General features: G+C 34.3%; 21 protein-coding genes. 11 read left to right on the top strand and 10 right to left on the bottom strand.

Translation table 11 applies throughout. From position 1 onward, the window contains the following. Window positions 1-13: 13 nt before the first annotated feature. Entirely contained in the window at window positions 14-2,707 is a 2,694-nt protein-coding gene (locus tag QE422_RS08505) for a DEAD/DEAH box helicase family protein (protein ID WP_307456761.1), read from the bottom strand. 932 nt (window positions 2,708-3,639) lie between these two features. On the opposite strand from QE422_RS08505, the gene QE422_RS08500 reads away from it, so the two are divergent. From QE422_RS08500 to QE422_RS08450, 11 genes are all read left to right on the top strand, one after another. Continuing rightward, entirely contained in the window at window positions 3,640-5,298 is a 1,659-nt protein-coding gene (locus tag QE422_RS08500; RefSeq protein WP_307456758.1) for a T9SS type A sorting domain-containing protein, read from the top strand. A 5-nt stretch (window positions 5,299-5,303) separates the two neighbouring features. Then, window positions 5,304-8,708 (top strand): hypothetical protein, encoded by a 3,405-nt coding sequence (locus tag QE422_RS08495; protein WP_307456756.1) that lies wholly within the window; start codon window positions 5,304-5,306, stop codon window positions 8,706-8,708. Between the two features lie 8 nt (window positions 8,709-8,716). Then, window positions 8,717-12,358 (top strand): DUF6443 domain-containing protein, encoded by a 3,642-nt coding sequence (locus QE422_RS08490; RefSeq protein ID WP_307456753.1) that lies wholly within the window; start codon window positions 8,717-8,719, stop codon window positions 12,356-12,358. Window position 12,359: 1 nt separating this feature from the next. Then, window positions 12,360-13,040, top strand: a complete 681-nt coding sequence (locus QE422_RS08485) for a hypothetical protein (protein WP_307456750.1) — start codon at window positions 12,360-12,362, stop codon at window positions 13,038-13,040. Between the two features lie 272 nt (window positions 13,041-13,312). Continuing rightward, window positions 13,313-13,894 carry an SMI1/KNR4 family protein gene (locus QE422_RS08480; protein WP_307456748.1) on the top strand — a complete coding sequence of 194 codons (582 nt, stop codon included), beginning with the start codon at window positions 13,313-13,315 and terminating at the stop codon, window positions 13,892-13,894. An 18-nt stretch (window positions 13,895-13,912) separates the two neighbouring features. After that, window positions 13,913-14,494 (top strand): SMI1/KNR4 family protein, encoded by a 582-nt coding sequence (locus QE422_RS08475; RefSeq protein WP_307456745.1) that lies wholly within the window; start codon window positions 13,913-13,915, stop codon window positions 14,492-14,494. Between the two features lie 194 nt (window positions 14,495-14,688). Then, on the top strand, window positions 14,689-14,937 hold the full coding sequence (locus QE422_RS08470) for a hypothetical protein (RefSeq protein WP_307456742.1): 249 nt from the start codon (window positions 14,689-14,691) through the stop codon (window positions 14,935-14,937). A gap of 14 nt (window positions 14,938-14,951) precedes the next feature. Then, a complete protein-coding gene (locus QE422_RS08465; RefSeq protein ID WP_307456740.1) occupies window positions 14,952-15,584 on the top strand; it encodes a hypothetical protein in 633 nt (210 codons plus the stop codon). Between the two features lie 453 nt (window positions 15,585-16,037). Next, window positions 16,038-16,511, top strand: a complete 474-nt coding sequence (locus tag QE422_RS08460) for a DUF4375 domain-containing protein (protein ID WP_307456738.1) — start codon at window positions 16,038-16,040, stop codon at window positions 16,509-16,511. A gap of 16 nt (window positions 16,512-16,527) precedes the next feature. Continuing rightward, window positions 16,528-16,998: a DUF4375 domain-containing protein gene (locus QE422_RS08455; protein ID WP_307456735.1), complete on the top strand. Its 471-nt coding sequence runs from the start codon at window positions 16,528-16,530 to the stop codon at window positions 16,996-16,998. Then, entirely contained in the window at window positions 16,995-17,339 is a 345-nt protein-coding gene (locus QE422_RS08450) for a hypothetical protein (RefSeq protein WP_307456732.1), read from the top strand. Before QE422_RS08455 ends, QE422_RS08450 begins: the two co-directional genes overlap by 4 nt. Window positions 17,340-17,485: 146 nt before the next feature. On the opposite strand, the gene QE422_RS08445 is transcribed toward QE422_RS08450, so the two are convergent. The 9 genes from QE422_RS08445 to mnmE all read right to left on the bottom strand — a co-directional run bounded on the left by QE422_RS08445 (window position 17,486) and on the right by mnmE (window position 25,318). Further along, entirely contained in the window at window positions 17,486-17,656 is a 171-nt protein-coding gene (locus QE422_RS08445) for a hypothetical protein (protein ID WP_307456729.1), read from the bottom strand. Between the two features lie 61 nt (window positions 17,657-17,717). Beyond that, a complete protein-coding gene (locus QE422_RS08440; RefSeq protein ID WP_307456727.1) occupies window positions 17,718-18,089 on the bottom strand; it encodes a hypothetical protein in 372 nt (123 codons plus the stop codon). A gap of 10 nt (window positions 18,090-18,099) precedes the next feature. Further along, window positions 18,100-19,248 carry a relaxase/mobilization nuclease domain-containing protein gene (locus tag QE422_RS08435; protein ID WP_307456725.1) on the bottom strand — a complete coding sequence of 383 codons (1,149 nt, stop codon included), beginning with the start codon at window positions 19,246-19,248 and terminating at the stop codon, window positions 18,100-18,102. Beyond that, window positions 19,241-19,699, bottom strand: a complete 459-nt coding sequence (locus tag QE422_RS08430) for a special sigma factor (protein WP_087711545.1) — start codon at window positions 19,697-19,699, stop codon at window positions 19,241-19,243. The genes QE422_RS08435 and QE422_RS08430 overlap by 8 nt, the downstream gene beginning before the upstream one ends. A gap of 149 nt (window positions 19,700-19,848) precedes the next feature. After that, entirely contained in the window at window positions 19,849-20,727 is an 879-nt protein-coding gene (locus QE422_RS08425; RefSeq protein WP_307456719.1) for a toprim domain-containing protein, read from the bottom strand. A 240-nt stretch (window positions 20,728-20,967) separates the two neighbouring features. Beyond that, window positions 20,968-21,909 carry a VapE domain-containing protein gene (locus QE422_RS08420; protein WP_307456716.1) on the bottom strand — a complete coding sequence of 314 codons (942 nt, stop codon included), beginning with the start codon at window positions 21,907-21,909 and terminating at the stop codon, window positions 20,968-20,970. A 320-nt stretch (window positions 21,910-22,229) separates the two neighbouring features. Beyond that, window positions 22,230-22,514, bottom strand: coding sequence for an AlpA family transcriptional regulator (locus QE422_RS08415; RefSeq protein ID WP_185205198.1), 285 nt, complete (start codon window positions 22,512-22,514; stop codon window positions 22,230-22,232). Between the two features lie 109 nt (window positions 22,515-22,623). After that, window positions 22,624-23,763: a site-specific integrase gene (locus QE422_RS08410; RefSeq protein WP_307456710.1), complete on the bottom strand. Its 1,140-nt coding sequence runs from the start codon at window positions 23,761-23,763 to the stop codon at window positions 22,624-22,626. 169 nt (window positions 23,764-23,932) lie between these two features. After that, window positions 23,933-25,318 (bottom strand): tRNA uridine-5-carboxymethylaminomethyl(34) synthesis GTPase MnmE, encoded by a 1,386-nt coding sequence (mnmE, locus tag QE422_RS08405; protein ID WP_307456708.1) that lies wholly within the window; start codon window positions 25,316-25,318, stop codon window positions 23,933-23,935. Window positions 25,319-25,423 lie beyond the last annotated feature (105 nt).

The following is a 25,423-nucleotide window of genomic DNA, read 5'->3' as shown; positions in this document are numbered from 1 at the left end:
TAATAATTTTATTTTAAGCAGCTTTTAGTATGAATTGTGAAAGTGAGATGATTGCAGTATTTACAGAATCTGCAGTACCAAAATCTCTTACCATTTGAGCAACTAAAGGCTTATCTTCCTCTTTAATATCGTTCATATTGCAACTTCCATTGGCTACAATATAATTGACAACATTACGGATAATCTCTTTTTGAGTGTCCGTCAATGGTCGTTGGTTTTGCCCGCACCAAAGCTCAAAGCGACTTGCAGCCATTGATGATAAAGAACGTAAATCCGGGCTTTGTTTAAAAGCAAAACGCACCAATTGAATAATATTCGTTAGCGCATCTTTTTCATCTTTCGAACGAAATGAGACAACGTGAGCTGGGTCTAAGACGGAATAGGTATTCCATAGTAGAATAGGATTAAATTTGTTGCTAGTGTGAATTAGTTTTTCTCGTAGCTCCTTCAACATTTTATAAGTAATCGGCTCATTGGTATTATTGTAAATGATACGTAAAGCTTCAATCTCGTCTTTATGAGAATTAACATAATCTTCAAATGCCTGGGTGGTCTTCTGAGCTTCTTCAATTGAAAATCCTTTTTCAATTAAATTATCTTCTCCTGGTTGCAAAATGGATATAAATCCTGCATTCAATTCTAACAGATATTGTCTTGCTTTCGGATTATGCGTAAGAGGACTAACAAGACCTTTTCGAGTAAGATTAGGATTATTAACCTCAATAAAAGGCTCTAATATTCCTTCTTCTAAAGCATTAAATATTTGTACTGCCAAATCTTTCATCTCGATTCTTGCTAAATCTGTGAATTTTTGGCGTTGTTTATCATCTGATTTAATATTGATTCGTGATAAACGACTTGCCAAGAGTCTTAAATTATCATCCGACAAATCTCCGTGCGTAATACGCTCTAATAATATTCTTAAAGACATATTGGGCGGCGGTATATCTGCACCAGGACGAGTAACCTGCATTTCGTGTTCTGTTACTCCGACTGCATCTACCAAAAAGAAAAGGTCTTTACTGACTGCGTTGGGAGTTACATTGCGAAGTTGTTCGTCTCCTATGGTTCTTACACCACGACCTTTCATCTGTGTATAAAGTGCATCCGATTCTACATCCCGCATAAACATAACAACTTCCAACGGTTTCACATCCGTTCCTGTCGCTACCAATGTCACGGTAACAGCAATTCGGAAATCTTTGTCATTTCTAAAACTTCTTATCAACTGATTGCTGTCTCCTGCAGAATAGGTGATTTTTTGTATAAAATTTTCAGATTGGTTAGGAAATATATCTTTCGCAATTCGGACTATATTGGTTGCGTGAGCATCATTCAAAGCAAAAATCAGAGTTTTAGGAATATACTCTAATTGAGGCTCTCTATCAGGATACAGCTCATCATATATAGAATCACGATAAGTTTCTAAAATAAGTTTAATTTGCGAAGGATTAACAATACTACGATTGAGCTCTGTAGAAGTATATGTTTTTTCTTCTGAAGTTCTTATATCTTCTACTTTACCGGAATATTTTGTTATCTGAGTTATATTTTCTCCTTCTTTTACAGCCCCTCCATTTTCTGTAGCTTGAGTTTTAATACGGAACACACGATAATCAACATTGATTCCATCAGCAATAGATTTTTCAAGGGTATAATTTACAATGATATTGCTATTGAAAAACGCTTTTGTTTCGGGAGCTGGTGTAGCGGTAAGACCAACCATCTTTGCTGATTTAAAATATTCCAAAACTTGTCGCCAATTTCCATAAATTGAACGGTGGCATTCATCAATAATGATTAAATCAAAAAAGTCAGGAGGAAGATTTAAGTTTGCACCTATTTGTATTTCTTTTCCATCTTCATTATATGATTCATCATCATCGTTATCATTTAATTCCTGCCCTGCAAGTAGCGCAAAAAGTCTTTGAATGGTTGAAATAACGACATTTGCATCTTTGGGGATTTTAGCAGATTTTAATCGCTCTGTTGTAAAAATCGTATTAAATGGTTCTCCTGTTTCTGTAAGCCGGAATGTGCCAAATTCTCCTTCTGCCTGTCTGCCTAAATTGTTTCTGTCAACAAGAAACAAAACCCTCTTAATCGGCGTATAAGAAAGTAGTCTGTAAGCAGCCATACAAGCCGTAAAAGTTTTTCCTGCCCCTGTTGCAAGTACCATTAACGCACGGGCTTGACCTAATCTGAAACTTGATTCCAATTCAGTAATTGCTTCATATTGACAGTCTCTTAGTCCCTTTTTTTGGAGTGAAGGCAGACCTGCATACTCATCTTCAATTCCAAGCATTTTTACAATCTCTTTTGGCGAATGGATACGAGGGACTGTCAGATAATCTTCATCAAGATTATTAATATTTCTAAATAATATTTCCTTACCGTTTGATAAATAAATGATGGGCAACGGCTGATACCAGTAAGAACACCAAGCAGGCAACCTTTTAGTATATATTTCAGCTTGCTTCATCACAATATTAGATAGCCGACATTCTTCTTTTTTTGCTTCAAGAATACCTATAGCTTTACCATTAATAAATAGAAGATAATCGGCTTCAAGACTTCCTTTTAAAATCCCTTCTTCGATTGCCACAGCAGAAATATTGGGTGAGTAATGGTCTCTTTTGACAATTTCCCACCCAGATTCATTAAGCATACGATTGATAATTTCTCTTGCTTTTTGTTCTGGTGTCATTTATTTACTTCTATATAATTTATATTATCGGAAGTTATGTACAAAAATAGTTAATTTCATATAATTTACTATTATTCTTTATTGCCAAATAAAAAATCAGTTAGCATAAAAATATTATTTTTAATTTCTTATTCTCAAAATATTCTTAGAACCTACACTGAGAATAGTTTTCCTATAAAATATACGGATATTGTACTATTATAAGTTTGATCTTCAAAACTTCTTTTTTTATTATGAAATCATTTTTGAAATTCTAGAGGTCAATTTAAGGAGTAATTATGCCTAATTTCGCAGAATTTTATAATAAAAAAATATTAAAAAGCCATTTATTTTTTCCAAATCACTAGCTTGATTTTAGATTTAAGTAATATTACTATCACAAATATAAATTTTAAATATTATTTTGACTTTTATTGGTTTGGCTAAACTTAAAACCAAAAATTACCGTAAAAATACGGTGATTTCATTTTAAGAAATATTACTTACATTTGAAACATAATTTTAACGAAACAAGCGTAAGTTTCTATCATTAAGGTAACAGAAAACTCGGAATCTTCTATACAACCTGAAAATGATAGGCTTACGCCCGTGCATCTATATGGCGCGGGTTGTAAGTCACATCTGGTTGTAGGGCATCCGAGTGCCTCTGTTACTGATTGGCTTCAACTCTGCGCCTTTCTTTATTATTACACCTAAAGATTTTTTTGCAGTTGAAATACATTTCAATAAAATACGACACCTTCTGTCGTTCTGCGAATTTATTTTTGCTGCCAGGAACAAAAAAATAATATTTAAAACAAGCAAAATGGAAATAAACAATCGATCAAGCTAGAATAATTTGGCTAAATCCATACTCAAAATATGGGGTTTTTACGGATTGCGAACAACTCACAATTAAAAATATATTAGTAACTTAAAATTTGATATTTACAATGAAAAAAAATTATGTAGGCGCATTTCTACTATGCGTACTCTTGGGTGGTTTTTCTTCCGCTCAGGAAGTAGTCTGGCAGAAAGACATCCGGTCTTCTACGCAGGACTTTCTCTCACAGGTCACCACGACCATCGATCAGCAGTATTTAATTACCGGAAGCAGCATTCGGGGTAACAGCCAAAAGATCACAGGCGGCAGCTCTCCTACAACCTCCGGTCTGCCTTCTGCCTCCTCGCAGCAGAACAACGGCTACGATTTCCATCTGGTTAAGCTGAACCAGCAGGGCGAAGAGGTCTGGGAAAAATATTTCTCAGGGAAAAACCATGATTTTCTTTCAGCAACGGTTAACACTCAGGAAGGAGGATTTCTTCTTGCCGGAATTTCCTATAGCGGAAAAGGACTGGATAAAAAAGACGATTCCAAAGGCGGATCGGATTTCTGGCTGATCCGCATCAACGAATTTGGCGATGAACTATGGCAGAAAACCATAGGCAGTGCCGCGGATGAAGAAGCGCGGGCGGTGATCCAGACCACCGATATGGGGTTCTTTGTCGTTGGCAATGTGCAGAACTCACCGAAAGGCTACGGCTCGAAAGATGTTCTGGTGGTACGGTTAGATAAAAACGGGAAGGAATTATCCCAATTGGTATTTGGAGGCAAAGGGGTAGACGAAGTGGAAAAAATGATTCCCACTAAAGATGGAGGTGCCTTATTAGGGATCTATTCCAGAAGCGGGGCTTTGGCAGGAAGCGGGAAGGCAGAGGCTGGAAGTAGTAAAACCATCAACTATCAGCCAAAAACAAGCAACAATTTTGGCGAAGGCGATTACTGGATCGTGAAACTTTCGAAAGACGGAAAAGTGGAATGGGAAAAGAATTTCGGAGGAAAAGGCGACGATCATCTAAGAACACTGGCACTGACTTCAACAGGCTACCTGATCGGTGGGGAATCCAGATCGGAAAGATCGGGAAATAAGTCCGTTGGTATTGAAAAAGGAACCGATTTATGGTTGGTGGCTATTGATTTAAACGGAAATGAGCAGTGGCAGAAATCTTATAACTTCAAAAACAGGGATGTTCTGATGGGGATGAGCGTTATTGCCGGGAAGCAGGAAGATGGAGATGGGAAGTCTAAAGGAATTCTATTGGGCGGTTACACACAGGCGGAAGGAAGGATTGAAAATGATGACGAGACTTTCTGGATGCTGTATCTCGACCAGAACGGAAATGAGCAGTGGAGAAAGCACGTAAAGGGAGAATCCCGAAAAAAAGAGGAACGGTTATCTGATATTAAGCTGAACCGTGACGGATCAATCATACTCGCAGGAACAAGCGCAGAGGAACTGGGAAAAGAAAACTGGAAGATCGTGAAGCTGGGCGACAGACAGGTTGACCAGCTGATCGAAAAACAGGATATTAAGATCTACCCGAACCCGGTAACGGATTATGTATATGTGGAGCTTGGGTTTGAGGGCTTGAGAGAAGGAGCATTTGAAGCTGAGATCGCGGTATACGATATGGGCGGAAGAAAGCTTGAAACGGTAAAAACGAAAAACAAGATCACCAAGATCAATACCCAGCCTTTGATTCAGGGGGCGTATCTGGTGGTGGTGAAGACTAATGATAAAACGGCGAATGCCAAATTGATTAAAAAATAAGACAAATGAAGAGAATAAAAGTTAGTATCGCGCTATTAGCGATTATTAATAGCCATTTTATTTATGGGCAGTATACTGCAACACCTCAAAGAAACACAAATATTTTGCCTCCCGTTTCTGCGAATGCATATCAGTTGAGTAAAGTTGCTGATATTCCTATGGATTTATACAGAGGTAAAGCAAATGTCTCTTTGCCTATTTATTCAATAGGACTTGGCAGTGTCAACATTCCTATAAATATTTCCTATAATACAGGGGGAATAAAACTCAATGAACAAGCAGGAACAATCGGGCTTGGATGGAGTCTGAATATTCCGGGGAACATATTTAAAAGTGTGAAAGGTCTGGAAGATGATAATTTTCCGATATACTTTAAAAATTTTAGTGAATTACAAAATATAAGCACATTAAACATTAGTAATTATACGGGTTATACACCTGAAAGTACACTTCAGAATAATGATTTGATTCAGGGAATTTTAGATGGAAGAATAGACAGTAAACCTGACATTTATAAATATTCACTGGCTGATTTCAGCGGATCATTTATTATTAAAAATAATATGGGGATTCCTATTCCAAATGACAGGAATAAAATTCAGAAACTTGATGCTTCAAATTTCCTGATCACTGATGATAAAGGGGTGCAATATTATTTCAAAAGTTTTTCTGCAACCCTGACAAACTCTCCTGACGGATTGCCTTCCTCTGGAATTAACAGCTATTATGTGATAAAAATAGTTAATACTGATGGGCAGGAAGTAAATTTTGAATACAATAAAAACTACAATTATTCAGAACAGAATATTGTTGAATCGGATTATTTTAAAACATATATACAGGCTTCAGCAAGCGGCGCTGTCCCACAGGTAGAAGTTCCACCTTATAAAAAGGAAATATATACTACAAATCATATTGATAAGCTTATTACCAAAATTAAATTTCCGGAGGGAGAGGTTAATTTTATCTATAATGACGATGCGGGATATTCTATTGGCGGAGCACTCTATAGGAAAGATATTGTTAACGGAATTGCATTAAGAGAAATTAATATTAAAAACAAAGCGGGAAGAGATATTGAGAAATATCAGTTTGATTATTCTTATTTTGTTTCTAATTATCCTGATGAAATTCCTGAAAAATACAGATTAAAGCTGACCGGGGTTCAAAATGTATTACAGGCTAATTCGTATGCATTTGAATATGACGAAACGATTCCGTTTCCAATCAGAGGAAGTTCGTCAGATGACCACTGGGGATATATCAATTCTTTGTTGAATGAGAGTAATATCAGAAATCTGCCAAACAGTCTTAAAAGCGATGATCTTTCTTCCGGAAACGCTTTGCCTGAAAATGTTTTAATCAATATAGACGGGACAAAGACCTATAACTATCCGTATGGAAGAGACAAAAATTCTAACGAATATGCTAAAATAGGAGTTTTAAAATCCATAAAATACCCAACCGGAGGGAAAAAGACATTTACTTATCAAAATAACTCCATCCAAACAGTTAGGGAGGAAATAGAAAACAGGCAGGAAGACATTTTTATTTACGAAAATAATCCATCTGTTTCACCATTAGGATACATGCAGACAACAGTTAATTTACCTCCTGCTAATGATCCTGTATATAATTTCAGTAATTTAAAGTTTAAATTAACCTATGGAAATACATGCCTTAATAACGTCCCTCAGGATCATGATGTGATAACAGAAAATTCCTGCACGGGTACCGCAACATACAATAGTCCCGAATCCCCATTGTCAACATCTTACCATACTACCAAGACTCTTCCTAACATGCCGGGCATGCCTATTACATTAAAGCTTAACAGACTAGGAGATTGCAGCTGTTCTTTTGCAGTTACCTATACCTATGATAAGAAAAATACTTCTATTGAAGAGGCAAAAGTCGGCGGACTTCGTATTGCATCTATAGAGGACAGGGATGAGAATAATAACCTGATTAAGAAAATTGATTATAAATATGAGAAAAATGATCCGTTAACAAATACAACAATCAGTTCAGGGATATTGGAAAGTCCTGTGCAATATTTAAAAAAGATTATCTTTAATCTGGACTTCTTATCCAATAACTCTAACATCTACAATCCTCCTGTCTTTCCTTACTTTTACTACCAGATAAGCAATAACGGAAATGTAAAAAACTTCTTCGGAGCGGACAATATTGTGGGATATACCTATGTAAAAGAAACGCAGAATGGAAAAGGAAGTATAGAATATGAATTTTCAAATACTTTTGAAGGTAATTATTCATTTATTCAAACAGATCTTCCTGATATTTACAATAGCTGGAAAAATGGATTATTACTTGGCAAGAAAATTTTTGATAATAACAGCAATCTTCTGCAGCAGGTAAAAAACAAATATAATTTTGATACGCGGAAAAATAATAATTTTGGATTCAATACATCGGGTCTCAACCCTGAAGTTGCTTTTTTTGGAGCGAATTTAGAAATCAGAAAAAATTTATTAATAAATCCTAGTAACGGTCCTCAACAATTTGTTTACTCCATTTCTCCAGAAATCTTTTTCGGAGAATCAGCTGATGTTCAAAATTATGAAGTGGAACGTACTGATTATGTTGGAAGTTCTGCTCTTGTATCAAAAACAACAAATACATTTACGCAAGACCTCTCTTTAAGTCCTGTTATTAATATCATTGGATCTAAAAACAGTACCCCGGAAGGGATTATTCAAAATACCACTTACTCCTACGCCCACGAAAAAAACAACCAGCTGATGATCTCTAAAAACATGATCGGCATTCCATTGGAAACCACGACGATCCAAACCGTTGGCGGGGTTACCAAAACTTTGGGCAAAACAGAAACGGTGTATCCGACAGCTCTTTCTACACCACAGACCGGAAATCTGGTATTGCCATTGTCTGAGAAGTCGTATGATAAACTGAATAACACGATGTCCACGGATGTAACCTATGATAAATATGATGATAAGGGAAATATCGTTCAGTATACCGAAAAAGATGGAACTCCTGTAACTATTATATGGGGTTATAATCAGACCGAAGCAATCGCCACTATTGAAGGAATCACCTATGACCAGCTTACGGCTACCGTTTCAACCAACGCCATTGTTTCTGCTTCCAATGATGATGCTTCTGATCCAAACAAGGAAGGTCTTCTTTTAAATGCGCTGAATGATTTCAGAAAATTATCGGCTCTTTCAGGAAAGAAAATAACAACCTATACATATGATCCGCTGATCGGGGTAACCAGCATTACGCCCGTTTCAGGTATCAGGGAAATATATGTATATGATGCAGCAGGAAGGCTGAAGGAAGGAAATATCAAAGGGAAAAATGCTTCAGGAGCTGAACTTATAAAGACGCTCAAAAAGAATAATTATCATTACAAACAATAATCACAGAAATGAAAAAATATTTAATCTTAAAAGGATTATCCTTGTTAGGCATATTGCTCGCAGGGATGTCTTTTGCACAATCCAATGAAAATTATGTACAGTCTATAGGCTGTCTGAATCAGGATTGTACAAAAAAATCGGAAACCATTACCTATTTTGATGGTCTGGGAAGACCCAAACAGATTATTAATGTAAAAGCCACTGCTACCGGAAAAGATCTGGTCATGCCGGTAACGTATGACGGCTTCGGAAGACAGGCAAAAAACATATTGCCCGTTCCTGCCACCACCCAGAACTCTTCTATCCACACCGGGATTAACGATGAAACCGCTGCCAATTCCTATTACGGCGTTTCCAATGCTTTTACGGAGAAGGAAATTGAAAACTCCCCTTTAGACAGGGTATTGCAGGAAGCGAATCCGGGAGAGGAATGGAAAATGAGTTCGGGAAAAACAAAGAAATATAAATATGAAACCAATACCGGAAACGAAGTTAAAGCTTTTGTAACAAACACTTCAACCAATACGGTGAGTGGTATTTCCAATACGGTTTCTTCAGTATCGCTTTCTTCTGCCAATTCGGGATTTTATCCGGCAGGAACACTGTATAAAAATACGGTAACCGATGAAGACGGGAATTCTGTTATTCAGTTTCAGAACGGAAGAGGACAGATAGTTTTGATCCGTAAGAACGACGGTTCGCAAAACATCGATACCTATTATGTTTTTAATGAGTATAACCAGCAGGCTTTCATCATCACACCGAAGGCGGTAAAACAGATCGAAGATAATAATAACCTCATTACGGATGCGATTTTAAACGAACTCTGCTACCAATATCGTTATGACGGAAAAGATAGGCTCGTGGAGAAAAGATTACCGGGCAGAGAATGGGAATTTTTAGTTTATGATAAGCAAGATAGGGTCATCTTGGCTCAGGATGGTATTTTAAGAACAACCACCAATAATTTCGGAAGCAAAGGCTGGCTTTTCACCAAATATGATGAATCCGGAAGAGTGGTTTATACCGGTTTCTTCTCCAACACCGCTACAAGGCAGGCAATGCAAAGCGCATTGAACAATATGACGGCGAATGCGTATAATAACGAAAAAAGAACGACTACATCTTTCAATTTGCAGGGACTGGATGTGTATTACAGCAAACAGGCTTTCCCAACGGGAAGCATGACCCTGCTTTCGGTTAATTATTATGATACTTACCCGCCTGAAGCTCCTCCTGTTCCTCAGACTATTTTAGGACAGTATACCCTGCCCCAGACACTGGATGCCAATAATGATGCTTCTACCAACGGAGTTCTCACGGCTTCTTATGTGAAAAATATTGAAGACAACAACTGGACGAAAACCTACAGCTATTACGATTCTTTTGGCAGGGTTATCGCCACCAAAAGCACCAACCATCTCGGAGGATATACCAACACGGAGACAGAACTGGATTTTACAGGTGTTCCATTAAAAACAAATACCTTCCACCTCAGAAAGCAGGGCGAAACCGGAGTAGCGGTTATGGAAAGATTTGTATATGATGACCAGAACAGGCTTCTGAAACATTTTCATCAGGTAGACAGCAATCCGGAAGAACTGCTTGCGGAAAATACCTATAATGACCTCTCGCAGATTGTAAATAAGAAATTAGGCTCTACTTCGGGTTCTGCGCCTCTACAGAGTATTGATTATAATTACAATATCCGTGGCTGGCTTACCGATATCAATAAGAACCAGATGGCAGCTGCCGATCTTGGCGGAAAATTATTTTCCTACAAAATAAAATATACCAATCGTGAGGGAATCCAGAATCCGGATTCTTCACAGTTCCCCGGGAAAAATGTAGTTCCGAAATACAACGGAAATATTGCCGAAGTAGACTGGAGAGCCGTAGAATCTATTGGTGCAAATCCATCAACAACACCGAAAAGATACGGGTACGCGTATGACAGGTTAGACAGGTTAACGGCTGGGTTTTACCAGAATCCGCAGAATCCTTACAGCAAGGAAAATATGGAATCTCTGGTGTATGACCTGAATGGGAATATTTCCAGCCTTTACAGGACTTCGGTGATGGAAAACGGAAGCAGTACGGCGACGGTAATTGATAACCTTACCTACGACTACACCGGAAACAGGGCAACCAAAATTAAAGACATCAGCGGAAACTCTACCGGATATGAAGGAACAGCGGGAAATACCATTGGGTATGATGTGAACGGAAACATGAAAAATATGATCGATAAAAGCATTACAGCCATCGGTTATAATTATCTGAATCTACCTAACTCGTTAACGATTAATCTGGGACAGCTAACCACCGACATTGCCACAAAATATAGTGCAGATGGAAGCAAGGTAAGAAAAGAAACTACGAAAACTTCGGTAGGAATTACAGGAACGACTATCACTAAGGAAACAACAGATTATCTGGACGGTTTCCAGTATTTCAGTACAACAGGCGGAAATACAGGCGGTGGCGGAAGTACGGAAATGATGATGGCTTCAAGAGCTTTTGAGCCGCAGGCTTTTAGCTTGGTTGATCCTACAGGTACCAGTACACTGCTTACCATAAAGACTCCCGACTTACAATTCTTCCCGACAGCAGAAGGATTTTATGATTATGTAAAAAATCAATATATTTACCAGTATAAAGATTTACAGGGAAATGTAAGGCTTTCTTACGCAAGAAACAGCGCAGGAGTTCTTGAGATTGTAGATAGCAATGATTACTACCCATTCGGGATGAATCACCTGAAAACTGGGAATGCATATTTTGGAGGAGGATCTTACAAAAACTTCAAAATGCAGGGGCAGGAGTTGCAGGAAACCGGATTTTATGCTTACAAATGGAGAAACTATATGCCGGATGTCGGCAGATTCTTTAATGTCGATCCATTAAGTGAGAAATATGTTTACCAGTCACATTACAATTTTTCTGAAAACAGGGTTATTGATGCAAGAGAGCTGGAAGGACTGGAAGCTAAAAAAGTAAATGAAGTAAGCTTACCAGACGATCCGTGGGAGTTTGGAGAAATGATTGCCGGTGGTATAAACAGTGTTCGTGCTGCTGTCGCAAATAATTATGGAAGAGCCTATAATTTAGTTTCCGGAGATAAGGTGAGGAATAAGTATATAGTTGATACCGATGGTTCTTTAACACTTGTTACAGGAGTTCCTAAAGAAAGTCTTAAGGAGAAAGCTGTAAACGGAGCATTCGACTTAGGAACCATTGCGCTAGCTGCTGCCGGAGGACCCGAAGGAATGTTGATGTCTCAGGGAGGAAAAGCTCCAGCTTTAAGGGGTGTGGAGGAAATTAAATCTCAAATTTCTAAATTACAGTCGTCTGCTAAAGTTGGGCAAGAAGCACATCGTCAAATTCAGAAAGTATTAAGGACTGAAGGGGCACGTACGGAAGTAACAAAAGTTCTACGAAATGGTAAGGTTGTAAGAAAAGATGGCGTTAGACCAGATGGAACAAATATAATTATTAAACCCAATACTAAATCAGGAATAAAATCTGCTAAAAGAAGAGAAAATTTATTAAATAATAATGGTGAACGTTCTGAAACAATCCTTTATGATCCAAAAGATCCTAAATATTTACCTGGTTCATCAACATATATAGGACCAAAAAGAAGATAAAATGAGTTTAAAAAGGAAATTAATAACTGAATTTGAAAACAGCTTAAAAGAACAAGATTATATATATTTTAAAGATAGTTTTTTAGGGGCTACAGCATTATTTGTGAAAAAGATTAATCCTAATCTATTTCTTACCCTTGGTCTTGAAACTTCAAGGTATGAAAAGGATATTTTTACTGCTAGTCTTTACCTATCAAAAACAACCTGTTGGTCTTGTATTTGGGGAGATATTCCGCAAGAATCTTTTAATAGGATAGGCTTTCTTCTCAATGAAAATGATAAAAATAGATTTCTAGGGGTTGATTACGAACCTGGGGTAAAAGATATTTGGTGGAATATATATTCGCCAAATACACATTCAAAATTTATTGATGCGATACAAGAAGCTGAAATTAAATTTATTACACCAGAATTAATAAAAGATATATATGAAAGTTCGGATGTCTCTATTTTATATGAATTAGCAACTAATGTAATTGATTTGATTAAAAATAGAGATCATCGTTTAAGTGATTTTGATTTTAGGTTTACGTTAGAAAAACAAATTGATAATATACCTGATGTTTGGTTTAAATCGGCAGAAATAGTCTTGAGCCAAAGTGAAGAAGCCACGAACAAGAATAGAATTAAATTATTAGCTTCAGATGCATATAGAATTAATGCTGTTTTTGAAAAATCTTAATTTATAGAGCCTGTTTAAAAATTTCTAAATAAAAGTTTATAGCTTTTTCTTTAGTTTCTAAATTAGAATAAACTCTGTTTACACATAAATTTAACATTAAAAATTTAAGCTAGTTAAACTGAATTATAATTAAGAAATCAATAAATTGATTTTTATTAAGTTTTTAAGCTAAAGGGGCTGAATTAATTATAAAAATAGACTATAAATTTAAACAGGCTCATAAATATAAAAAAAAACTGGATAATCTCTAAGTACTCTTAAAAACTAATTTTATGTACAAAGAAATAAGAGAACTCATTTATAAATTTCAAAATTTGGGTATAGGAAACTCAAGTGATGGTGCAATTTTAATTGGTAAAGCACCGCATCTTGGTAGTGATGCTTGGATCAATGAAATTTTTCCAACACTAGAAAATAAAGAAATAGAAAGCCTTGAAGAGCAATTAAATACAGAAATACCTCAAGAGTATAAGAAGTTTTTGAACAAGTTTAGTAATGGTTTGATGGTTTTAACTGCAACATTAAGTTTATACGGATTCAGAAGAGAACTGACTCGTGATCCTAAGGTAAATTCCAGACAGCCTTTTTCTCCAATTTCGGCAAATTTATATGAACGCCCCAGTAACGCAAAAGATAGTTATTTTTTTATAGGAAGCTATCAGTGGGATGGCTCACGTTTGTATATAGATAAAGATACTGATATAGTGCACTGTTGTGAAAGATATGATGCTAAATCAAAGGTTCAGTGGAAATCCTTCGAAGAAATGTTAGTTTCCGAATTAAAACGTTTGTATACTTTCTTTGATGAAAAAGGAAGAGAAATAGATGAGGATCAATCAACACTTCCATATTAAAATACTGTTAAATTAGTTATGTACAATAAAATTAATGAGCTTATATATAAATTTTCAAATTTAGGATTGGAAAGCTCGAGTGATGGAGCTATGATGATAGGGAGGGCGCCATTTAATGGACCAAAAGCTTGGTTAAATATTATATATCCAAAGATTCAAGAAGAAGAAATTGTTGTACTTGAAAAAGAATTAGGTACAAGTATTCCGAAAGATTACAAAGATTTTCTTACGAATTATAGTAACGGGGGTAATTTTTTGTCATCAACACTAAGTTTAGATGGGTTGAGAAGGCAATTGACTAGAGATCCAAAAGCAAATTCAAGGCAACCGTTTTCTATTATTACTCCAAATATATACGAAAGACCTACAAACGCAAAAGAAAGTTATTTTTTTATTGGTGGGTATCAATGGGATGGTTCACTACTATATATAGATAAAGATACAAATATTGTTCATTGCGGTTCACCAGATGATGCAACTTCTAAAACTCAATGGGAGTCTTTTCAAGAGATGTTATCAGCTGAATTGATGCGTTTATATACTCTATTTGATGCGGATGGAAAACCGATTAATGAAGATGTTTCGACTCTTCCCTATTAAGATAAATTTAGATTAGTGCATTTTAAAAATGCACTAATCTCTAAATTACATTAAACAATGAATCTTAAAAAAAAATATCTTAAAGTTAGAACCATTTAAAAGATATCAGTATTTTATAAAAATACGATTTTGATAAACTGTAGACAATTATTGATGAAAACAGAGATTATGCTTTATCAAATGTTCATGAAAAAGTGTTAGTATTGTTTTACTCTTCTGAAGAAAGAAAAATTATTAATGAACAAGGTGGGACACTTGGTTGTCATACTTGTGGTCAAAAGAAAGCTGGAACCAAATCAGGTAATTTCATTTTAGATCATCAACCACCCAATGCTATTGCTCCTGATGGTTCTTTGCAAATCCTCTATCCACATTGTAAATATTGTAGTGCAAGCCAAGGAGGAATTATTTCAGGAATGAAGAGAAATGGTCAAATACCTTAAACAAATTTAAATAAATGATAGTATATAGAAATGTTGCCATTAAATCTGATAGTGTTTATATCCACACAGAAGGATTGGTATCAATTATTGAAAGAGAAATTAGAGTAATTATAGGTTACTTTGAAGAGTTAGAATACATTGAAGTAATTAAATATCTAATTGATTATATTGTTGATAATAAACCTACGATTTTAGATAATCAAAGCATAGGCTATTATTCTTGGTATTTACAATTTAAAATTAACGATTCAAAATATTATAATTTATATGAAATTAATAATAATGGTGAGAATCTAAATGAAGGGTGCGATGTAGCAATTTCTATTATAAAAAATCAATCAGAAATATGTTTTCAGTATAAGCTAATTCCATTATTTCCTAACTTCAACCAACAGATTGTAATCTCAAAAGGCGTTTATGAAGGTAAAGATGTTGAAGGAATACGCTACGATTCCCCTGAACATATGTCTGGATGGTGGTTAATTACTGACGATTATGATGATAATATTGAATCTCTAACGACTGTCCACTATTATCATGTTGCTTTTGCAAGACCTGATATTTTGAAATATCTGGCTCTACCATTTGGATATAGATTTTTAATGGAAAATGATAATGTTAAAATAATAAAAGATGAGATTGATTGATGTTTTTTTAACTAAAGTTATTATGCATTTCACTAGTATAAAATTGTATCTCTAATTAAAAATTTTATATCATTTTGGACAACAAAGGACTTTATACTTTCAAATTTGGAAGAAGGGTGGCTAGATTGCAAACCATTAAAGCTTAATTTGGAATATTTGTACAATGATTTATTTGAAATTATTGCTTCAGAAAATTATCTTGTAAATGTATTTCCTAATTAATGGAAAATCAGGATTTGTTGTAAACCTTGAGGAGTTTAAGAGAGATATTGAAGAGGAATTAGACAAAATACAATAATTTTAAAGAGAGGCTGTACAGAATTCTGGACAGCCTTTTTATTATTAGTTTTTCTACATCAAACTTCTGTATATCCAAAAATTTATTGTATGAATTCAATTGAATTAGTCAATGTACGAAAGAGCATTTATAAAACAAAAAAATAGAATATAAATATGAAAAACGAAGAAATAACAAGCAAATATTATGCAGATTCAGTAAAAGGGTTAAATAGTAAGATACTAAATGATAAGGATTTGTGGTATAATTATGTTATTAATTTACCCCAGAATTTACAGGTTACTTATACAATACTCATTTTTCATCAACAGGTTTTTAATGGAGGTTTGCATCAATATTTTTTTAATTCATATGGACAATTTGCCTATTTAACTATTGAATATTTAAAGCTTATCAAAGCTTATCAAGCATCTAAAATATTAGAGAAAGCGGTAGAAGTCGTCAATAGTGAAAAATATAGCATAGATGAGTTTAGAACAAAAATTTTCAATAGAAAATTGGATAAAATTACTGATTTCGATGATGAACTTTGGCATTTATTAGAAAAATTGGATGATGAATACGATAATCTTGATGAAGATTTAGAACAATTACTTGTTGATTATTTGATAAATCATTTAAAGAGTTAATTTAAAGCGTATTACGATGAACAAAAAGAAACTAATAGAAAAATTCTATTTACAATCAACTAAAGGTATTAAAGATGAATGGTTTGTAAGTGATATACCATATTGGTATAGTTATATTGTTAATCTACCTTTACATTTGCAAACAACCTATTTGACAGTGATTTTAGAAAACCAAATATTTAATGGAGGATTTGACCAATACTTTGTAAATGGATATGGACAATTTGCAAAAGAGACCATTGATGCCTTAATTGAAATAGGAGCATTTAAGAAATCAAATCTATTGGAAAAAGCCTTTAATCTTGTCAAAGACGATACAATTAGTGATGATGAATTTCGCAAACAGTTATTAAATAAGACTCTCAAAAGGCTTTTCAATGAGGATATTTTAAATGAATCATTTAGAAAATTGGATGATACATATTATGATATTGAAGATGAGAATGTCGAAGATTTGTTAGCAGATTATTTAAGAAAAGTATCATGAGCATTACATCAGAAAAATTAGTTGAAATCTTTAATAGAGATATTATTGAAGAAAATTTAAGTTTGTACAAAAACCTGTTAGAAACAACAACGCAGGCTACAGATCCAGTATGGAAAGCTATAATTCCAATATATATAGATTTCTCTAAGGAACAAAAAGAAGTATTTTTAAATTTCCTGAAGATCGTTGAAATTAATACATTATCGCATACATTAGGGATATTGGATGGATCAACTTATGCAGATGGTATTAATGATGAGTTTTTATTAACAACAGAGAATAGTACTAAAAAATTAAACGAAGATTTACAAAGTCTATTCTTAGAGTTAGTTGAGGAATAATAATATAGAAACAAATATTATTGACAAAACTTAGTTACGTAAACCTCAAAGCCACCAAATAGGTGGCTTTGTTATTTTGAAGTAGTCAATACTTAATCTGACAGTTATTTTTAAGATAAAGTATTGGATATTTCAACTAATTCAATTTACGGCATAGTGTCTTCCCTTGCATCATAACCATCTTTGAACCGTTGAAACTTCTCTGCTTCTTTTGGATATTTTTTCATCCATTTTTGCATGACACTTGTATTTTCATTTAAGATCTTAATCTCATTTTCATCATAGATGTTTTGTCCTTTATCAGCTATTTCTTTCATTATTTCCTCCCGAATCTCACTTTTAGATTTAATACTTTCCCTGTAAAAATTATTAGCAAAATTAACAGAGACAATCATCATTAAAACTGCAAAAATTAAAATTACAATCCCTGCTTTTAATGATTTTTATTTTCTCATGAAAACCTTCATAATAATCAATCGTTTCTTGCGATAGAACTGTTTCTATTTTAACGGGTATACTGTTAAGAAATTCCTTTCTTTTGATATTTTCTAATTTAAAAGAGGTTAAGATTTCATCAGATATCAAATTGCTATCTTTCAATCCGAATTGCACTTCATTCAACGATGTCTTGAGATCGTCAATTTCAAATCTTAGTTTAACATTCTGTTCTATATTGTCTAAATTTGATTTGATTACCTTTTCTAACAGTTCCATTCCGTTACTGTGTGAGCCTTTATTCTCATTTTCCATATTTTGTTAATTACCGTTTTAATTTTCGCTTCTTTTTCCAAAATTCTTCATCGGCACGAGAAACATAAGTCGGGTTAAGAAGATTATCTAATAATTTATTTGCAATTTCTATCATGCTTTCATTTGCTGTTAAATTCAAATGATTACCTGCATCATAAATTGTATTGCTTTGATTTATTGATCTTACCCAATCAGCAAGATTAGAATCTATTGCAGACAAAGAAAACCCTATATTTTTCCTGAAAAAAAATCCGTTTTTTTGTTGATTATTATCAATTTTATTTATCCATAAATCCTGAATCTCATTTCTTTGACCGGCTTTAAATTCTCCTTTGTATTGAATTTTCACTGTGTACCCTGCTTTTTGAAGATTTTCCCGAAAACAGTTTAGATTACCAGCATATTTTTGTGCCTCTTTAACAGCTTGTTTTAATTCAAATATATTTTTTATCTCAGAAATTTTTAGCTGACCTGATATTTCGGATAATTTATAGCCAGCTTTGTATTGACGAAGGGTTTCATGGTTTATATCCTTTGTCATCATAATGCGCATTCCCGAAATTCTGTCCTTTGCATTTGAAGATAATTGAACTTCAAAACCTTTTTGTTTCATTTTAGAGATGATATCGGCAAAGTTATCTTTTGACCTAATAGCCTCAATCAAATTTTCCAGCATATGAGCTTTTTTCTGAATCCCAATCTCTATATCGGTTAATAAACCTTTCTCATTACAAACTTCTCTTACAGCTTCTCCAAATCTTTTTCCAATATTATGAGATTTTACAGTACACTTTCCCGAAATATCAATTCTGTTGACGACAAAATGAATATGCTTATGTTTTGTACTGTTATGTATATCCAGCCGATATTGATTTTTTCTTGTTACGCCTACTTTTGTAAGCGCTTCTATTGCAATTTTTCTGAGTTCTTCATCACTTAATTCTCTACCAATTTCGTCTGGTTGAGAAATATAACCGGTCAGTGCCCATTTCTTTACCTTAGAATTTCGCTCAGCCACTGTCTTCATTTCATGAAATTGTCCTTCTGCTGTTTCACTCAAAAGATAATTCGAAGCCACCATCTCTGCTGTTCCTTTATCATTACCATTATATTCCAAAGCAATTTTTGTGATTGCTCTCGTAGTCGCAGAATTATTCATCAGTATTTCTTTGTTTCACTTTTGAGTACAAGTATTGCTGGATTAGATCAATTGTAGTTTCGATGTTTAAAAGAATTTCTTTTTTATTCTCAAAAACATTCCATTCCCGATTTCGTAAAAGATTAGTTATTTTTTTGAAATAATTTCCGTATTGTAATAAAATTTCATCAGCTTGAAATTCATTGATCTTAAGTTCTTTTTCTAAATAAACCATTCTTGCGTAGGTTGATAACTTGAGCTTATATTTAATTGCCTTTTTCAGATTATCCTCATATTCAGATTCCGTCACCCGAAATGAAATAACTTTATTGAGATGGAATGATTCTTTTTTCTTCAAACCTCCTTTTCTGCCCAATTCCTGAAAGTGTTTCTTTCTTTCTTCCCGAGCAATTCTTGCATCATTTTCTTTGGTAACGTTAATTATAAACTCTTCTAAAAAGTCTTTTTCCATTGTGCTAATTTTGTATTGATTAATAACCATTTATGACGATAGGAAGAAATCAAAAAATCCAATTTTACAATCAGCGGCTAGGCTTATTGTAAACTTTGGGTACTTTTTGCACTAATTACCCACCGTATTTTACCTGTATTATTTTCCATTCATCTTATCATGTATCTAGCGTGTTTTTCATTGGATGGATTTTTGTGAATCAGCCAGTCATTCAGATCTTTAAAATATGAGTACAGAACCCGGCAGTCTTCTGCGTTTTGGTTTTCATTTTTAATCATTTCAACGGCTCTGTTTCCGGCTTCATCATTGTCAAAATACAGCTCAATATTTTCATAGTTTCCGAATGAATTTTTAATCTTAGAAATCATTGCTACCGAATTCAAAATGATATAGTCGGATGGTCTTTTTTCTAAATAGCTTTCTACATTTTTAAAGGAAAGAAAGTCGAAAAAACCTTCGAAAACCCGAATTGAATCTGAACCGTTTTCTATGCTACTGATGTCTTTTTTACCCAGACAGATTTTTGAATATTTATTACGAATTTCGTAACCGTTTGAATTGTTTTTGAAACCAATTCCGAAAAATCTTTTATTGTTCATCCGATAATGAATCTCTTGTAAAAATTCGGTTTGATTTCCAACTTTTCTACTTTTTAAATAATCTAAAAGCGCCGGATGTTGGATTCCTTTTACTTCAATTATATTATAGTTTTTAACTAGATCTTCTAATTTTGGTTTAGAAAAACTTTGCTTTTGAAAAGAAGAAAAATTTTGTTTGGCTGCCCAAATAAGAACTTCACTTACTGAAGTATTTAGATATCTTATCATAAAATCTATATTGTTACCTCCAACACCTTCAGAGTGAAGATACCAGACATTATTCCTTTTATCTAGTTTAAAAGATGCTTGAGATTCATTGGCAAAAGGATTTAGATACCAGGCTTCGTTTTTATTTTGTTTAATTGGAAGATATCCGAAATAAAGTAGAATCACTTCCAACAATATGCTGTTGAATTGTTTACAGTTCATTTTTGTTATATTTTAGATTTTCTTTTAAATTTCACCTACCTTATTACCTAAGTCTCTGCAGCTTGTCTTTATCTGGATTTAACCCTCTTACTTTTTATTACCTGCTTACCTAAAAAAATAAAATAGTAAAGGTAATTAGGTAAGCTCCCGTTTATTCAGTTACCATATTGTAAACTACGCGCTAACATTGATTTACAAAGTTTCAGGTAAGTGATAAGTGATTTTAATATTCGTGAATTTTTATTCTTCAATTTTTCTTCGAATCAAATAGCCATATACCTGCCTTTTCGGATGTTTTATTCTTTCATAATTCATGGCAGTGAGGGCTTTACCAATTTTTATTATATTAAGCCGTACACCGAGTGCATTATTCATAGCTAACATAATATCTGAAGGTGTCATAAATTCATTCTGCAGTTTGGATTTTTCAAAATGTGAAAGAATAATTTCCTGTTCAAGCGATATCTGCTTGAACTTTTCATTTCTTTTTTCATTTTCCTGTATATCTTCAACTGTAAGTTCCGGATTGTAATTTTTTCTTTCAAATGCATTGTAATATGCTTGCGACCATACCTTTTCAATATTGATATCTTTGGAATAATTGAAATCAATGTTTAGAACTTCAAACACCTGCCACCTTACACTTCCTGTTTCATCGGTTAAAAAATCAAAGCGGTTAGTGGAACCACAAAATGAAGCGGTTCGTTGCATAAGTGTCGATTTACGATCATAAGGCAATCTTGCATTAACAGTATTTTTTGAAATGAATGATTTAAGAATATTAACATCCGTTTTCGACATCACAGAGAGTTCGTCAATATTAATTAAAAGATTCTTACACAAGGCAATCAAACCGTCTTTATCAACGCCTATATCTTCTGTGTAATATTTTTCAAGTTGTAAAGGAATAAGAAATCGCAGAAAACTGGTTTTCCCTGTGTTTTGTTTTATATTAAACAAAACCAAACACTGTTTGTTGATATAGCCGGGTTTTAATGCGCAAATTACAGTTCTGGTAAGCCATTTTTCAAAATATTTTTGAAAAGACATATTGTCAGTTGTCCTTATATAGCTGCATAATTTACCAATATGATCCTGTTGATCCCAATCTTCCAAATTTTCAAAATATTCCCGAATCGGATTATACTGTTGGATCAAATGACTTCTGATAAGAATTTCCAATTTATTAATCGGAATATCAATTCCAGATCTAACGAGTTCTATAAATAATGAGTTTAAATTGAGTGTTGTTCATTTTTTATCAAACAATAACTTAATTTCAAACTCAAGAGAAATTGTATTGAATCTGATTGAATATTTGGAATTTAAATAATTAAGTGTCCTGTCAAATATAGTTTTAGTTTCTGTATCAGTTTGATACAGAATTTTATTATCTTTCATAAAACATTCTAGATTGCGGAAAGAGTTAAAATAATTTTTATATTTGCTCTTTATTTCCAGTAAAACAAACATTTAAACCTAACTATTGCAGTAGTTAGGTTTTATTTTTTACGCAAAGAAAACTCTATTGCTTCTTGTTGGATTTCATCATTTGATTTATGACTGTTTTTTAGCAACCATTCATCAATTTTTATTCTGTCAAAAAAAAGAACTTTCCCGAAAGGTTTTGAAAATGGGATTGAATTAGTATGAACTAATTTATATATATACGATTTCTTGAATCCTGTATAATCAGAAAGTTCTTCTACATTAAGAATTGTTTTAAGTCCAAAAATATGCTTTTCAATTCGATTAAGTTTGTAAATAATAATTTCGTTATTTTCCATTTGTTTCTTTTAATTTCTTTAACAAAATTCGACATCAGAAATCATATAAACAATATTATCAATAACTTACAGGCTATTTACTATCAAATAAGGCTAAAAACTACAATTTTTATAAATCAATATTCAATTGTGGTATAATTTCCGCTGCTTCTTTAGCTTTAGAATCAACAATTTTTGCATAAATCTGAGTGGTTCTCAACTCTCTATGCCCTAATCTTTTTGAAACAGTGTAAATATCTGCACCATTTTCTAAAAGCAAAACTGCATTAGTATGTCTTGCTGAGTGAAAAGTAATATGTTTTGCTACACCAGCTCGATTACACCAACGAATAATTTCTGTATTGTAAGTCATCCCATATTTCAAACCTTTGAAGACTCTTTCTTGGGGATCTTGTCTTTCGCCCAATAATTCCCTAGCTTGTTTTGAGATATAGAGATACTCTACGCCATCTGTTTTTTCTTGACGAAAATTAACTTTTGAAATATCACCCTCATCCCGAACTTCTTTCCAGATCAAAGTATTGATATCAGACCAACGCAATCCTGACAAACATGAAAAAAGAAAAGCTTTTTTCAGAACAGGGTATTTACATTCCGCTGTACCTAAAGATTGTAATTCATCAAACGTTAAATATTCTCTCTGGCTTTCAGCTTGTTCAAAAGATTTTACTTTTGTAGCGTAATTTATAGGTAAATATCCATCTTCAAATGCTTGCCGGATAGCTGCTTTAAATTTATTAAAATAGGAATATTTTGAATTTTGGGATAATGGTATTTCGCTTTTTGTTAAAGCATCGTTCTCAAAATAATTTTTAACTTTTTTTATAAAATTTTCGTCTATTTCATCAAAGGTAAAATTTGGAGGAACAATCTTTTTAAGATGTTGAAGCGTCGAAAACCAATTGCCGTAATTGTTGGAAGAGTCATGTTTTTGTTTTTCTTTTGTCAATTCTTCAAAATAAACTAAAAAAAGCCTCTTACTTTTAACTTTATCTTTTAGATCGTAACGCCCCTGAAAATATTCTGCTTTACGAATTGAATATATACTTTCGGCTAAAGCCATTGTTTCTTTATTTTCTTTCTTTTCTTTCGCAGAATTAGGTTCTGAATGAAGATACAATTTTAAGTATTCAAAATCTCTAATATGAATTCTTTTACCTTGATTATTTGTGGAAGATCCTTTATAATATTCAATAAAAAGACTAATTTTTCTGTTAGTTAATTTTTTTTGCTTTAAAGTAATTTTCATAGTACGCTTTTAAGATGTACAATTGTACACCTATTTAATACTCTTGTAAAATCGAGGTGTACAAAAGATACACAAATATAAAAATAAACTCTAAAAAAAGAAATCAAAAATCACATAAACATATGAAAATCAACCAAAATAAAACATTAGAAAGCAAAAGAAAAACATTTTATTTCCCGATACAAAACTTCGAAAAAATATTCCCCAGCACCTCATCATTTGTCACTTCCCCTGAAATCTCACCGAGATGTTCCAGGGCATTGCGCAGCTCATAAGCCAGAAGTTCGGTGGAAATCCGGAAGGTGATGGCTTCTTTAACTTTCTCAACGGCCTCGAGAGATTTTTGCAGGGCTTCAAAATGGCGTTGGTTGGTGATGACCACGTTGTTTTCCGCAGCCTTCAGCTGCTCGACGTAAGAGGACAGTTCGTTTTTAAGATCCTGGATATTTTGGTTTTCGACCGCAGAAATTTTAATGAAATCAAACTCGTGGGTAAGTGCCTGTCGGAAAGTATCTTCTACTTTTTCATATTGGGTCGGCATCACCTCATCGATTTTCGTGGCACAGATGATCAGTTTCAGGTCGTCCCGTACCAACGACTGGATCATTTCGATATCTTCCGAAAAATCGGCGGTTCCGGCATCGGCTAGGTAGACCAGGATATTGGCATTCGCTACTTTTTCCCTGGCTTTTTTTACCCCGATGGCTTCGATTTCATCCATCGTCTCACGCAGTCCGGCCGTATCGATCAGGCGGAAAGCATGGCCTTTGATATGCAACACTTCCTCGATCGTATCCCGCGTCGTTCCTGCGATATTGCTCACAATCGCACGCTCTTCCTTCAAAAGTGCATTCAGCAATGTCGATTTTCCGGCGTTCGGTTTTCCGATGATGGCAACGGCAGTTCCGTTTTTGATAGCGTTTCCGTATTGGAAGCTCTCGATCAGCGAATTCAATTTCAGGGTGATCTTGTCCAACAGCTGGTTCAGGGCGCTCCGGTCTGCAAATTCCACATCTTCCTCAGCAAAATCCAGCTCCAGCTCAATTAACGACACAAAGTTCAGCAGGTCCGTTCTCAGAAACGAAATTTCATTGGTAATTCCCCCTTTCAGCTGACTGATGGCGACTTTCCGTGAAGCTTCGTTTTCGGAGGCAATCACATCGGCAATGGCCTCGGCTTGTGACAGGTCGATCCGGCCGTTGATGAAGGCACGCAGGGTAAATTCACCGGCTTTGGCCATCCGGGCCCCGTTTTTAATCAGTGTTTCCAGAATACGTTTCCCGATATGCGGCGACCCGTGAAAAGCAATTTCCACGGAATTTTCGGTCGTAAAGCTCTTCGGTGCCAGGAAAATCGAAAGCATCACCTCATCGATCGCTTCTTCCCCATCCATAAAATAGCCGTAATGAATCGTGTGGGATTTCTGTTTGTCCAGATTTTTCCCCGGAAAGGATTTCTGAACCACAGATAAAGCTTCATTTCCTGAAACGCGGATAATTCCCAATGCCCCTACGCCGTTGGCCGTAGCCAATGCACAAATCGTATCGTTATTCATGCCGCAAATTTACGGTTTTTAATCGCAAACTGCCATACTGTTTGTGTATTGAAGTAATTGCAGCAATAAGTGAATAACTACCCTGCTTGTCAATCCGCTACTTGT

The sequence above is a fragment of the Chryseobacterium sp. SORGH_AS_0447 genome (genome assembly GCF_030818695.1).
GTDB lineage: Bacteria > Bacteroidota > Bacteroidia > Flavobacteriales > Weeksellaceae > Chryseobacterium.
This window is presented reverse-complemented; position numbering and strand designations above follow the sequence as displayed.